Raw genomic sequence first — 13771 nt, 5'->3', positions numbered from 1 at the left:
ACGGACACTTCCTTCGTACTCACCCGAGAGACTCTCTCAGGCTTTCCTCCGGGCGCTTCCCTTCGATCTTGCGTTTCCGACTCTATCAGACTCTTTCGGGCCTGATTCCCAGTCAGTGGGGTCTGTCTTCGCGGCTGTTGTGCCGTTCCGACGTCTCAAACTTTAGCGGATCCTCGCGGCAGTTCCTAATCGAGCTGTCGCGCCCAAATCGAATTGAATTCGGGCACACCGAATTGAACCCTGGTGGGAGATCGTGCTGGTGGTTTGGTTGCCGCTTTTGCGGCGAAGGTGCTACCGCAGAACCGTTACGGCTCCGTGGCAACTCGAAGAACCTTACGCGTCGGGCATGGGGGTGTCAACCTCCCCTGTCAAGATCTTTAATCCAGGTCGGTGAGGCGGCCGCCGGCATCCGGCTGGGCGTGCTCCACACGGCGGAGGAGGCGGGTCAGAACCTCGCCGAGGACACCGCGTTCGTCGGCGGAGAGGTCCTGGAGCAGCTCCTCCTCGAAGCCCGAGGCGAGGCGCATGACCTCCAGCCACTTCTCGCGTCCCTCGTCGGTGAGCTCCACGATGACGCGCACGCGGTTCGACTCGTCGCGCTCCCGCGTGACCAGACCCTCCCCGACCATGCGGTCGATGCGGTGGGTCATCGCGGCCGGGGTCAGACCCAGCTGCTTGGCGAGGTCGCTCGGGCCCATGCGGTAGGGGGCGCCGGAAACGACCAGCGCCTTGAGGACCTCCCACTCGGCGTTGCTGATGCCGAGTGCCGCGGTCTGGCGTCCGTAGGCGACGTTCATCCGCCGGTTGAGGCGGGAGAGGGCCGAGACGATCTTCTCGACCTGGGGGTCGAGGTCCCGGAACTCTCGCTGGTAAGCGGCGATCTGCTCGTCGAGTGTCGGCTCGCTGACGCCGGGGGTGTCGCCCATGGGGCGAAGTATCGCACGGGCTCGCTTGCCGTTGAAGTCCTTCGATGTGTATTGTTTAGATCCTAACTTTAGCTTTGAAGTCTTCAGGTCTGCACCCTTGCACGATCATGCGCTCTGAGGACCTCACGACCAGGGCAGGTGAAAAGTGACCAGGGCGATGGGCGCAGCGATGCGCCGGATCCATGTGGGCAACGCGCTCAGCGCGTTCGGGCTCGGCTTTACCGTCCCCTTCCTCTACGTCTATGTGGCGCAGGTGCGGGGACTCGGCTCCATGACGGCGGGCGTCGTGCTCGCCGTCTTCGCCGTGGCCGCTCTCGTCGTACTGCCGTTCGCCGGGCGGGCCATCGTCCGGCGCGGCCCGCTGCCGGTCCTGCTCGTTGCCCTGGTCACGGCGTCCCTCGGAGCGCTGAGCCTCGGGCTCGCGGACAGTGCCACGACCGTGGTGCTGTCGGCGGCCACGCTCGGTGCCGGCCAGGCCGTGATGTCGCCGGCGCTCGCGACGATGATCGTGGACTGCTCCTCGGCGGACACCAGGTCGCGTGCATTCGCGACGCAGTTCTTCCTGCAGAACCTGGGACTCGGCGTCGGAGGACTCATCGGCGGCCATATCGTCGACACCTCGCGCGCGAGTTCGTTCACGCTGCTGTTCTCGATCGAGGCGGCGATGTTCCTGCTGCTGGTCGTGATCATGTCGACCGTACGGTTGCCGCACACGCCGAAGGTCGAGGGTGCGCCGCAGGCCAGGGTCGGCAGCTGGAAGCAGCTGCTCGGCAACCGGGCCATGGTGCAGCTGTCCGTGCTGGGCTTCGTGTTGTTCTTCGCCTGCTACGGACAGTTCGAGTCGGGGCTCTCCGCGTACGGCGTCGAGGCGGCCGGGATCTCCACCTCCGCGCTCGGTACGGCGATGGCGGCGAACACCGCGATGATCGTGGTCGCGCAGTTCGCGGTCCTCAAGTTCGTGGAGCGCCGGAAGCGGTCGCGGGTGATCGCCGCGGTGGGGCTCATCTGGGCGGTCGCATGGCTGACGGCCGGCTATGCGGGCCTCGGGCACGGCAGCCAGACCACGGCGACCGCAGCGTTCGTCTCGACGTACGCCCTCTTCGGTCTTGGTGAGGCGATGCTGTCGCCGACCGTCGCGCCGCTGGTCGCCGATCTGGCGCCGGCGGGCATGGCGGGGCAGTACAACTCGGCCTTCGCGCTGGTGAAGCAGCTCGCGCTGGCGGTCGGTCCGGCGGTGGGCGGTCCGATGGGGGCCTCGCTGCACGGGCCGTACGTCGTGACGTTTCTGCTGTTCTCGCTGGGCATCACCTACCTCGCGATCCGGCTGGGCCGACAGCTCACGCCCGTACAGAATCAGCCGTGGCTCGCGCGGAGCCGGGTGGTCGCGCAGGGTGGAGTTCCGGCGGAGCCGGTGCGGGCCGCGGCCTGACGGACGGACATACGAAGGCCGCCACCACTTCTCGAAGTGGTGGCGGCCGTTTCGCTTGTCGTCAGCGGATCCCGGTCACCAGGTTGGCCGCGAAGGGGAGGGTCGCACTGCCGTCCGGGGCGGTGCGGTCCTTGAGGTGGGTGTGGACCGCGCGGCCTGCCTGTACGAGGGCTTCGTGCCCGCCGTGGTCGACGATCGACTGGCCCCAGGGCACCGAGGAGAGCTGGCCCGCGGCGTAGTCGGCGAGGGGCGGGAGGGCGATGCCGAAGGTGACCTCGTGGACGGTGACGTCGTGGAAGCCGGCCTCGCGGAGGGTGGTGGTGAGGCGGTCGGGGGTGCCGGAGAAGGCGGCTTCGTAGCTCGCGGCGACCTCCGGAACCAGATGTGGAGCCACGTACTTCTTGACCGCTTCGTACTGGGCCACGAAGTACGGGATCAGCTTCCTGTCCGCCCAGGCGGTGGCCGCGAAGTGTCCTCCGGGGCGGGTGACCCGGGCCGCCTCTGTGAGGGCCGCGCGCAGGTCGGGGAAGAACTGGACTCCCTGCTGGCAGACGACGGCGTCGAAGGTGGCGTCCTGGTAGGGGAGTTCGTCCGCGGAGGCCTCCGTGAACTCGATGTCCGGGTACATGCGGGGTGCGCCTGCCTTCGCGACCCTCAGCATGCCTTCGTTGATGTCCGCGCCCGAGACGCGACCGGCGGGGCCGACCCGGGCGGCTGCGGCGCGGGCCACGAAGCCGGTGCCGCAGGCGAGGTCGAGGACCGTGGCGCCCGGGGTCAGGTCCGCTGCGTCGAGGATCGCCGCGACGAAGGGCGCCATGATCGGCGCGGCGTACTGCTCGTATCGCTCAGGCGCGCTGCCGCTGAGCTGAAAACCCGTTTCGTCTGCCATGGGTGAGCTATTAGCACCGGGTGGGGTTGGGGGCTAGGTGGCGCGCAGGGGTGGGTGTCGGGAGGTGGGTGCCGGGGGTGGGTGCCGGGGTGGGTTTTTCGCCCCCTCCGCCCCTGCCCGTCCCGTACCTGGGGCTGCCACCCCCAGACCCTCGCTTCGCGCTCACGCGCTCGTGCTCGTGCTCAAACGCCGGACGGGCTGACTACTTCAACGCGAACTCGCACCACACCGCCTTCCCCCCGCCCGGGGTACGCCGCGACCCCCAGCCGGAGGCGATCGTGGCGACGATGGCGATGCCGCGGCCTGCTTCGTCGGCGGGTTCGGCGCGGCGGCGGCGGGGGAGGTGGTCGTCGCCGTCGGTGACCTCGATGATCAGGCGGCGGTCGGTGCGGCGCAGCCGCAGGCGCATGGGCGGGGTGCCGTGCTGGAGGGAGTTGGCGACGAGTTCGCTGGCGGCGAGGACGCCGAGGTCCTGGAGTTCGGCCGGGAAGCGCCAGCTCGTCAGGACGCCGGAGGCGAAGGCACGCGCGCGTGGAGCGGCTTCCACGCCGCCGAGCAGCTCCAGGGCGGCGTTGCGGAAGAGGTCGCCGTCCGGACCCGTACGGGCGGGGTGCTGGAGGACCAGGACGGCCACGTCGTCGTCGTGGTCGGCGGTGACGCCCAACGAGCGGACCAGTCGGTCGCAGACGACCTGGGGGGTGCCGGTGGCACCGGAAAGGGCACGCTCCAGGGAGGCGATTCCCTCGTCGAGGTCCTCGTCGCGGCGCTCGACGAGGCCGTCGGTGTAGAGGACGGCCGTCGAGCCGGGGCCGAGCGGGACCGAGCCGGAGGTGTGCAGCCAGCCGCCGGTGCCGAGCGGCGGTCCTGTGGGTTCGTCGGCACGCACGACGACGCCGCTCTCGTCGCGGACGAGGATCGGCAGGTGGCCCGCGGAGGCGTAGATCAGCCGCCCCTCGTTCGGGTCGTGGACGGCGTACACACAGGTGGCGATCTGGTTGGCGTCGATCTCGGTGGCGAGGCCGTCGAGGAGCTGCAGGACCTCGTGCGGGGGCAGGTCGAGGCGAGCGTACGCGCGTACGGCGGTGCGCAGCTGGCCCATGACCGCCGCGGCGCGCACCCCGCGGCCCATGACGTCGCCGATGACGAGCGCGGTGCGGCCGCCGCCGAGGGTGATCACGTCGTACCAGTCGCCGCCGACCGCGGCCTCCGTGCCGCCGGGCTGGTAGGTGGCCGCGATGCGCAGGTCGTCGGGCTCCTCCAGCTCCTGCGGGAGCAGCGAGCGCTGGAGGGTGACGGCGGTCTCGCGCTGGCTGCGCTCGCTGGCGCGCAGCCGCTCGGCGGCCTCGGCGTGGTCGGTGACGTCGGTCGCGAAGATCAGTACGCCGCCGCCGTGGCCCTTGGGAGAGGTGTCGACGGGGGTGCAGGTGAAGGTGTACGAGCGGCCGCTGGAGGTCTTGCGGGACTTGACCGTGCGGGACTTGGCGCTGCGCAGGACCTGGTCCAGGAGCGGGAGCAGGCCGAGCTCGTCCAGCTCGGGGAGCGCCTCGCAGGCGGGCTCGCCGACCGGTCGTACGCCGAAGGCCGCCGTGTAGGAGTCGTTGACGTACGCGACGCGGTGTTCGGGGCCGTGGACGAGGGCGACGAGGGCCGGGACGCGGTCGAGGACGTCGCGGACCGGCAGTTCGTCGACGGCGGGCACGGGCGGCGCGTCGTCGGTCAGCTGCTCGGCGCGGGCCGCCGGCACGGGAGCGCCTTCCCCTCGCAGGTCCGGGGAGACCGTGTGTTCGGTCTGCGCCGCGGTGCGGCGCTGCGTTCCGGGGAGCCGGGCGCTCCAGCGCGTGAAGTTCACTGTGGGAAGGGCCTCGTGGGTTAGAAGGGCGAGCGGTGGGCCCGCCCTGGGTCGTGGACCAGTCTGGCCGACCGGACCGACATCCGTCAGACGCCGGCCTGACCGGTGGAGTTCCAGGGTCCGGTCAGGACGACCCCTTCGGGCCGAGCTTCGGGTCGAGAGGATGCTTTCCACCGGCCGCGAGTTCGAACTCCGCGCGGGGATGTTCGAGCGAACCGAGAGAGACGATCTCCCTCTTGAAGAGCCCCGACAGGATCCATTCGGCGAGCACACGGGCCTTGCGGTTGAAGGTGGGCACCCTGCTCAGGTGGTAGACGCGGTGCATGAACCAGGCAGGATAGCCCTTCAGCTTGCGCCCGTAGACGTACGCGACACCCTTGTGCAGCCCGAGGGAGGCGACCGAACCGACGTACTTGTGGGAGTACGTTTCGAGCTCCTCGCCGCGCAGGGAGTGCACGATGTTGTCGCCGAGGACCCTGGCCTGGCGAACCGCGTGCTGAGCGTTGGGGGCCGTCTCGGTGCCGGGCTCCGCGGTGACGTCGGGGACGGCGGCGGCGTCTCCCGCGGCCCACGCGTGGGTGGTGCCGTCGACGGTCAGCTGGGGGGTGCACTTGAGGCGGCCGCGCTCGTTCAGCGGGAGATCGCTCGCGGCGAGGACCGGGTGCGGTTTCACTCCGGCGGTCCACACGACCGTACGGGTCGGGAAGCGGGCGCCGTCACTGAGGACGGCGATCCGGTCCGCGCAGGAGTCGAGGCGGGTGTCCAGTCGTACGTCGATGTTGCGGCGGCGCAGCTGGGTGACCGTGTACTTGCCCATCTCCTCGCCGACCTCGGGGAGGATGCGGTTCGAGGCCTCGACGAGGATCCACTTCATGTCCTCGGGCTGGACATTGTGGTAGTAGCGCGCGGTGTAGCGGGCCATGTCCTCCAGCTCGCCGAGGGCCTCCACGCCCGCGTAACCGCCTCCTACGAAGACGAAGGTCAGGGCCGCGTCGCGGATCGCGGGGTCGCGGGTGGAGGAGGCGATGTCCATCTGCTCGATGACGTGGTTGCGCAGGCCGATGGCCTCCTCGACGGTCTTGAAGCCGATGGCGTACTCGGCGAGACCGGGGATCGGGAGGGTGCGCGCGATCGAGCCGGGGGCGAGGACCAGTTCGTCGTACGAGAGGTGTTCCGCGCCGGCGCCCTCTTCCTCGCCGGCGAGGGTCGTGAGAGTCACGGTGCGCTTGGCATGGTCGATCGACTGGGCCTCGCCGATGACGATCCGGCACCGGTCCAGGACCCGGCGCAGCGGGACGACCACGTGGCGCGGCGAGATCGAGCCCGCGGCGGCCTCCGGGAGGAACGGCTGATAGGTCATATACGGGTCCGGGGTGACGACGGTGATCTCGACCTCGCCCCGTTTAAGTTCGGCCTTCAACTTCTGCTGGAGTCGCAGGGCGGTGTACATCCCGACGTAGCCGCCGCCGACCATGAGAATGCGCGCACGTTCCTTCACCACCCCATGACGCACCCGGCACTGGAGTTTGTCCACAGCCTCGACAATTTGTGTGACCGGCCACCGCCGACGCGGAGGGCGGACCGAATTGCCGGCTTATGAGGAATAAGCGCAGGTCAGCGAGGATGTAAGGGGTGCCTGAGGGAGGAGCAATGGGGACGTAAACGACCCGTACTCCGATCGGGGGGCGCTCCGTGCGGAACCTGCCCCTTCTGAATTGACCCCCTCTCAACTATGTTCGTGTGTCGACGGGGTGTAGGGGGATGCGCTCGACGAGTCCGTACGACGGACTCGTGCACACAAGCCTGTTCCGCGCGCTCCGGCTGCCGATGGCGGGGAGAGTCTCCGGGGGGAGACGTCATTACCGGGGGAACGCTTATGCACATTCAGGAATCTCATTGGTCATCCGCGTCTGCCACCGCGTCCGGTGGCATCGTCGGCGCGGCAGCGGGCGGCGACGGCCGCGGTCCGGGCACCGGATCGCGTACGACACCGCTTCGCGTGGACGCACAGCGCAATCTGGAACACGTACTGCGCGCGGCGCGCGAGGTCTTCGGCGAGCTGGGATACGGCGCGCCCATGGAGGACGTGGCGCGGCGCGCCCGGGTCGGCGTGGGCACGGTGTACCGACGCTTCCCGAGCAAGGACGTCCTGGTCCGCCGGATAGCCGAGGAGGAGACCTCCCGGCTGACGGACCAGGCGCGGGCGGCACTCGGGCAGGAGGACGAGCCGTGGTCGGCGCTCTCGCGCTTCCTGCGCACGTCGGTGGCCTCGGGCGCCGGGCGGCTGCTGCCGCCGCAGGTGCTGCGGGTCGGCGTAGCGGAGGACGGCACGGAGGCGGAGGACGCACGGGTGCCGCAGCAGCGGTCCCAACCCGCCTCCGAGCTCCGGCTCGTCGAGCAGCGGCCGGTGCCCGCGGAGGAGGTACTGATCGCGGCGGCGGACGACGCGGGCGCGGCGCAACTGCTCGACGTGGTGGGCCGGCTGGTGGAGCGGGCGCGTGCGGCGGGCGAACTGCGGGCGGACGTGACCGTGGCGGACGTACTGCTGGTGATCGCGACGGCGGCGCCCTCGCTGCCGGACGCCGCTCAGCAGGCGGCTGCCTCGGCCCGGCTCCTCGACATCCTGCTGGAGGGGCTGCGCTCACGCCCGGCGTGAGCGGCACCACCAACGACCACCGACCACCACCAACCACCCACGACCAGCCGCCGACCACCAGCCACCAGGAGCACCTGGTTCTGTCCGGGCGCGGGTGCTGCGTCACTCGCGCACCGGGCCCACCGGGCCCACCGGGCCCACCGGTCACGCTCCGGACATTCCAGGCGCGGCGCCAACTCCCTGCCGGGAGCCGTTTGTTGACTATTCCCCAAAAGAGTGACGGCTAGTGCTGGCGTATGGGAAGTCCCCACGGACGAGTGGTAGGTCCCCACGGGGACGTCAAGCCTCTTGTGCCTGTGGCAGTCTTGCCCGTATTCGGGTCCGAGTGTGCAGGCGGGGGCTTTCCGCAATGAGCGTTGACGGGCGGGACGAGTCACTCGGTGACGGTGGCGCGGACGGCGGCACGGAGACCGGCGGGCTGCCGTCACAACAGGTACCCAGCCAGGGTGGTCCGCAGGATGGTCCACAGGGTGATCCGCAGGGCGGCACCCCGGGTGCCGCGCCCTCGGACGGCGGGACCGATCCCAGCGTTCCGCCGCAGCGCGACCGGTTCGACCGGCGGGACGGCGGCAGCGTCCTGCCCCCTCCGTTCGACCCGCCTCCGTTCGATCCGTCGTCTCCAGCCGATCCCTCTCCGGTCGATCTGCCGTCGTCCGACGCCGATCTGATCGAGCGGATGCGCGCGGGTGACGACACGGCGTACGAGGGGCTGTACCGGCGCCACGCCGAGGCCGTGCGCCGGTACGCCCGCACCTGCTGCCGTGACCCGCACACCGCGGACGACCTCACGGCCGAGGTGTTCGCCCGCATGCTGCAGGCCGTACGCGGCGGCAGTGGCCCCGAGCACGCCGTACGCGCCTATCTGCTCACGACCGTCCGCCGGGTCGCCGCGAACTGGACGAAGACGGCGAAGCGGGAGCAACTGGTAGAGGACTTCGCGGTGTTCGCCGCGCAGGCCGCCCGGAGCTCGGAGGTGTCCGACGACGACACACTCGACCTCGGCGCGGATGTGCGCGCGATGCACGAGGCCGAGCAGTCCATGGCCATGCAGGCGTTCCGGTCGCTGCCGGAGCGCTGGCAGGCCGTGCTGTGGCACACCGAGGTCGAGGACGAGTCGCCGAGCGATGTCGCCACCCTCTTCGGGCTCGACGCCAACGGCACGCGGGTGCTGGCCAGTCGCGCCCGCGAAGGCCTCAAGCAGGCCTACCTCCAGGCGCATGTGAGCGCCACGCTCACCATGGACGAGGAGTGCGCGCGCCACGCCGACCGGCTCGGCGCCTACGCCCGCGGCGGGCTGCGGATGCGCGCCGAGCGCGGGCTGCGCAAGCACTTGGAGGAGTGCGCCAAGTGCCGCCTGGCGGCAGGTCAGATCAAGGAAGTCGCCAGCGGGATCCCGTCGCTCGTGCCGATCGCGGTCATCGGCTGGTTCGGTGCCGCCGGGTACGCAAAGGCCGCCGCGCTCATCGCCGGTGGGGCCGGCGCGGGTGCGGCAGGTGCGGCCGCCGCGGCGAGCGGCAGCTCCGGCGGGGCGAGCACGGGTGGCGGCGCGGCCGCCTCGGAGGGGCTGGGCGCGCCGGTCAAGGCTGGTATCGCCGCGGGTGTCGTCGCGGTGGCCGCGGCGGCGCTGGCGCTCGCCCTGGCCGGCAACGAGACACAGCCCAAGAAGCCCGAGGCCAAGCCGGCCACCTCGCCCGCCGCCGAGGTACCCCTGCCGTCGCCCAAGCCGCCGAAGAAGGCACCCGCGCCCAAGCCGCCTGTGGTGGCGGCACCTGAGCCCACCCCCACTCCGACGCCCACACCCACCCCGAAGCCCACACCCACACCCAAGCCGTCGCCGACCCCGGCGAAGCCGAAGCCCACGCCCAGGCCGACGCCTCCCCCGCCCCCCACGCCGACACCGCCGCCTCCCCCTCCGCCCGCGCCGGTCGTCTACCAGTGGAGCGAGCTGGACTACAACGTCAGCGGCGACGGCACCAAGCCCGAGATGCGGCTCGGCGAGAGCAGTTGGGTGTGGCAGCGCTTCGGGGTGTCGATCGCGGACAAGCAGTACGTGCACGGGGTGACCGTCCACGGCCACTCCTCCGTCACCATCGACCTCAACCGCAACTGCTCGGCGTACGACGCCGTGGTCGGCATCGACGACATGACACTTGGCCTGGGCCAGGTGCGCTTCTCCGTGTACGCGGACGGCTCCCGCATGTGGCAGTCGCCGCTCGTCAAGGGCGGCGACCAGGCGATCCCCCTCCATGTGAACCTCGCCGGCCGCAAGACCATCCGCCTCGTCGTCGAGCCCCACTCCGTCCTCGACTCGACGGCACTGGCGGACTGGGCGGAGTCGAAGTTCCTGTGCGAGTGAGTTCGGGTGGGTTGGCGGCGCGAACAGAGGTAGCGGTGGGCGAGGTGCTCCGCCCAGCCGCGCGGTCAGGCGTCGGGTGCTCCGCAGAGCCGGCTAGCCACGCGTCGGCGAAGTGCTTCTCAGATCCGCACAGCTAGACGTCGACGGGATAACCCCGTCGACGGAATGCTCCTCCGAGCCACCCAACTAGACGTCGACGGGATATTCCTTGAGCGCCCCGGCCATGTCCCGCTGGGCGTCGTCCCGGGTGAAGTCGGCGCCCGCGGCGCGCTCGGACCTGTAGCGGACGGGGCCGAGGGCTGTGATCGCGGCGGCCTCCGTGCGCTCGGCCGCCGTACGCTCCTGGGCGCGCCGGGGATGACCGCCCCGCCATCGCGTACCGACACCGAGCAGACGGGCCGCACGCGGATGGTCGCCCAGCTCGGAGAGAAGGCCGGCGGCGCAGTCGACGAGGGCGGCCAGCACCACATCGGCGCAGCGTCCGGCCACCGCCGCCGGCAGGGCGTCGGACAGCTTCCGCAGACCGTGCTCCGGGCCGCACCGGGCGGCCGTGATGACCGCGTCGACCAAGTCCAGTGCCGCCATGAACTGCGGGGGCGGGGTACCGCGGAAGCTCTCCACGCGTGCCTGCTCGTACATTTCGTGGGCGAGGGCGACCTCCCCGTCGTCCAGGGCGATCTGGGCCCGCAGCATGTGGACGAACGCACGGGCGTCCGGCACCCCGTACCGATCGGACGCGGCGCTCGCCTCGTCCAGAGCCGCCAGCGCCCGGGAACGATCGCCCTCGCGATAGGCGATCTCGGCCAGCCGCGCCGTGAGGAAGGGCGTCTCGGCGTACGCGCCCACCTCGAAGGAGAGCCGCAGCGCCTCCTCGTACTCCCCCTTCGCCTCGTCGAAGAGACTGCGTGACATGGCCGCCTCACCGGCCGCGCTGCACACCAGGGCCCGCATCCAGCGGTCGCCCACCCGGCGGCTGAGCACGCGCAGCTCGGCCAGGTCGTCGTCCACGCCGGGCATCCCGCCGGGGGCGTCGACAACCAGATGCGTACGGAACATCAGGATGAAGCCGACCTCCCACTCACCGCCGTACAGACGGCAGTTGGCGATCGCGGCGTCCATGGCGGGCCGCAGATCCTCCGTGCTGCCCATGTAGTAGGCGGCCAGTGGCCAGATGACGCCAGGGAGAATTGCCGCTTCCGGGCCACCCTTTTCGAAGACGGACCGCACACGCGCGGTGTACTCCCGCATCGGCCCGTCCTCCTGCCCGGCCAGCGGGTCGATCTCCACCTTCATGAACAGGTACAGCATGCGCAGCCTCATCCGCATGGCGTACAGCGGGTGATGCTCGTCGTGGTCGGGGGCGGATGTGGGGGCTTCGAGGAAGGCCGCCACCGGGTCGACGGCGGCCAGGAAGGCGAGAGGTGCGTCCTGGTCGCGGTCGGGAGAGTCGCCCGGCCTGCCGCACCGACCGGGGGCGGACGGAGCGACGCCGGCGCTGACCGCGCACAGCCGCAGCACCAGGTCCGTCCACTCCGCGCCCTCGCGGCGGAAGTTGCGCAGCCACCAGAACCATCCCATGGCCAGGACGAGGGCGCCGGCCTCCTCCTCGTCACGGACGAGAACGGTGCGGTAGACGGCCGCCCGGATGTTGTCGAGCTCGGTCTCCAGCCGCCGGATCCACGGCAGTTGCTCGGCGGAGCGCAGCAGCGGCTCGGCCTCCTCGACCAGCGCGCGCACCCACGCGCGATGCCGCCGCTCGGCCTCGGCACGCTGCTCGGGAACCTCGGCGGCGCGCTCGGCGGCGTACTCATGGATCGTCTCCAGCATGCGATACCTCATGCCGCCACTTCCCCCGCCTTCCTCCCCGCCTCCGTCGTACGCCGTTGCGACGATCAGGGACTTGTCCACGAGCGACCCGACGAGGTCGGCTGCGGGGCCGGTACACACCGCCTCCGCGGCCACCAGGTCCCAGCCGCCCGCGAAGACGGACGCCTCGCGCAGGACGGTCCGCTCCCGCTCGTCGAGCAGGTCCCAGGACCAGTCGACGACGGCGCGCAGGGTCTGCTGGCGGGGCAGCACCGTGCGGCTTCCGGAGGTGAGGAGCCGGAAGCGGTCGTCGAGCCGGTCGGCGATCTGCCGGGCCGTGAGCAGCCGTAGCCGCGCGGCAGCCAGCTCGATGGCCAGAGGCAGACCGTCGAGCCGCCGACAGATCTCGTCCACCGCCGCCGAGTCGTGGAACCCGGCGTCCGTGTCGGGACGGACGGCCGACGCCCGCTCCAGGAAGAGGCGGCGCGCCGGGTCGGGCGGCAGGGGCTCGACCGGGCGCAGCAACTCGCCCGGCACGCCCAGGGGTTCACGACTGGTGGCGAGGATCGTGAGCCCGGGGCAGTGCGTCAGCAGGGTTTCGGCGAGTTCGGCGGCGGCGCCTATGACGTGTTCACAGTTGTCAAGGATCAGGAGCTGGTTGCGCGGCGCGCAGTACTCGACGAGCAGGGCGACCGGGTCGTCCTGAGGTCCCGCCATCTCGTTGGTGATCAGCACGGTTTCGCGCAGACCGAGGGCGCTGACCACGGCACCGGGGACCGCCTCCGGCCGGTCGAGCGGCGCGAGCTCGACCAGCCACGCCTGGGGAAGCCCGGCGGCGGCTTCCTCGGCGAGACGGGTCTTGCCCGAACCCCCCGGTCCGGTCAGAGTGACCAGTCGTGCCCTCTGCACATCCGAACGGATGGCGTCGATTTCGGGTTCCCGCCCCACGAACGAGTTCAGACGCGGACGAATGTTGCCGTTCCGGGCGGAGCGCGAGGGGTCGCCGGGCGCCGGATTCCGAGCCGCCGCGTCCTGAGCCGTCGGCCACTGAGCCCGCCGTTCCGCACCCGCCGTCCGGGGCGGTCTTCCGTTCCCCGACCCCACCCCGGCCCCGGATTCCAGCAACTCCGTGTGCAGCGCGCGGAGTTCCGGCCCGGGGTCCGTTCCGAGCCCGTCCGTCAGGCGGCGCCGCGTCCTCTCGTACGCGGCCAGGGCGTCCGCGCCTCGGCCGGCGTCGCGCAGGGCGCGGATGAGCAGGGCGTGCAGCGCTTCGTCGTACGGGTGAGCCTCCGTCAGTTCCTTCAACTCCGGTACGACGTCATCGGCGCGGCCGAGTCGCAGGTCGGCCTCGACGCGGGTCCGGGTCGCCTCCACACGCAGGGCTTCCGGGCGGGTCGCGGCGGTGCGGTCGGGGAGGTCCGCGAGGGCGGGGCCCCGCCAGAGGGCGAGGGCGTCGCGCAGGTGGGTGGCGGCGGTCGTGGCGTCGTCGCTTGCGAGTGCGGACCTGCCCTTTGCCACGAGGTGCTCGAAGGCGAACAGGTCCACGTCGTCCTTGGCGGCTCTCAGGCGGTAGCCGCCTGCCTCCGAGGTGACCGTGTCCTTGCCGATCGCCCGGCGCAGGCGGCCGACCAGGGCCTGCAGTGCGGCGGGCGCGTCCTGTGGGGGCTCGGCGGCCCACACCTCGTCGATCAGGGTCTCCTGGGCGACCGTGCGGTCGGGGCGTTGGGCCAGGGCTGCGAGCAGTGCGCGGACCCGGGGGCCGCCCACCGCTACCAGGGCCCCCCGGTCGTCCTCCACCTGGGTCACCCCCAGAATCCCGTACCGCACCCACCCATTCTCCCCGCCCCCACCCCTCCACAG

Annotated in this window: 8 protein-coding genes; 3 read left to right on the top strand and 5 right to left on the bottom strand. The window is 71.2% G+C overall.

The features are described from left to right. Positions 1 to 377: 377 nt before the first annotated feature. Positions 378 to 926 (bottom strand): MarR family winged helix-turn-helix transcriptional regulator, encoded by a 549-nt coding sequence (locus ACFWP7_RS30485; RefSeq protein WP_384387763.1) that lies wholly within the window; start codon positions 924 to 926, stop codon positions 378 to 380. Positions 927 to 1083: 157 nt separating this feature from the next. Here ACFWP7_RS30485 and ACFWP7_RS30480 point away from each other — a divergent pair, with 157 nt between their 5' ends. Then, positions 1084 to 2355, top strand: coding sequence for an MFS transporter (locus ACFWP7_RS30480; protein WP_384387774.1), 1272 nt, complete (start codon positions 1084 to 1086; stop codon positions 2353 to 2355). A 61-nt stretch (positions 2356 to 2416) separates the two neighbouring features. Here the strand turns inward: ACFWP7_RS30480 and ACFWP7_RS30475 are convergent, their stop codons facing one another. From ACFWP7_RS30475 to ACFWP7_RS30465, 3 genes are all read right to left on the bottom strand, one after another. Beyond that, entirely contained in the window at positions 2417 to 3244 is an 828-nt protein-coding gene (locus ACFWP7_RS30475) for a class I SAM-dependent methyltransferase (protein WP_384387761.1), read from the bottom strand. 202 nt (positions 3245 to 3446) lie between these two features. Next, positions 3447 to 5093, bottom strand: coding sequence for a SpoIIE family protein phosphatase (locus tag ACFWP7_RS30470; RefSeq protein ID WP_384387758.1), 1647 nt, complete (start codon positions 5091 to 5093; stop codon positions 3447 to 3449). A gap of 124 nt (positions 5094 to 5217) precedes the next feature. Beyond that, positions 5218 to 6594 (bottom strand): NAD(P)/FAD-dependent oxidoreductase, encoded by a 1377-nt coding sequence (locus ACFWP7_RS30465; RefSeq protein ID WP_384387771.1) that lies wholly within the window; start codon positions 6592 to 6594, stop codon positions 5218 to 5220. A gap of 375 nt (positions 6595 to 6969) precedes the next feature. Between ACFWP7_RS30465 and ACFWP7_RS30460 the strand changes: the two genes are divergently transcribed. Both ACFWP7_RS30460 and ACFWP7_RS30455 read left to right on the top strand, forming a co-directional pair. After that, positions 6970 to 7749: a TetR/AcrR family transcriptional regulator gene (locus ACFWP7_RS30460; protein WP_384387756.1), complete on the top strand. Its 780-nt coding sequence runs from the start codon at positions 6970 to 6972 to the stop codon at positions 7747 to 7749. Between the two features lie 349 nt (positions 7750 to 8098). Continuing rightward, the gene (locus tag ACFWP7_RS30455) at positions 8099 to 10105 is read left to right on the top strand and encodes a sigma-70 family RNA polymerase sigma factor (RefSeq protein WP_384387754.1); all 2007 of its coding nucleotides are present in this window, start codon (positions 8099 to 8101) and stop codon (positions 10103 to 10105) included. 186 nt (positions 10106 to 10291) lie between these two features. Here ACFWP7_RS30455 and ACFWP7_RS30450 read toward each other — a convergent pair whose 3' ends face one another. Then, positions 10292 to 13738, bottom strand: coding sequence for a BTAD domain-containing putative transcriptional regulator (locus ACFWP7_RS30450; RefSeq protein WP_384387752.1), 3447 nt, complete (start codon positions 13736 to 13738; stop codon positions 10292 to 10294). Positions 13739 to 13771 lie beyond the last annotated feature (33 nt).

It is taken from the genome of Streptomyces sp. NPDC058470 (assembly GCF_042721055.1).
Classification (GTDB): Bacteria; Actinomycetota; Actinomycetes; order Streptomycetales; family Streptomycetaceae; genus Streptomyces.
The sequence above is the reverse complement of the archived record's forward strand: the minus strand, read 5'-3'. Positions and strand labels throughout refer to the sequence as shown.

Bases quoted from the DNA above. Each gene is read 5' to 3' on its own strand.
- ACFWP7_RS30480 (WP_384387774.1), top strand. From the start codon at position 1,084: ATGGGCGCAGCGATGCGCCGGATCCATGTGGGCAACGCGCTCAGCGCG.
- ACFWP7_RS30475 (WP_384387761.1), bottom strand. From the start codon at position 3,244: ATGGCAGACGAAACGGGTTTTCAGCTCAGCGGCAGCGCGCCTGAGCGA.
- ACFWP7_RS30460 (WP_384387756.1), top strand. From the start codon at position 6,970: ATGCACATTCAGGAATCTCATTGGTCATCCGCGTCTGCCACCGCGTCC.
- ACFWP7_RS30455 (WP_384387754.1), top strand. From the start codon at position 8,099: ATGAGCGTTGACGGGCGGGACGAGTCACTCGGTGACGGTGGCGCGGAC.
- ACFWP7_RS30485 (WP_384387763.1), bottom strand. From the start codon at position 926: ATGGGCGACACCCCCGGCGTCAGCGAGCCGACACTCGACGAGCAGATC.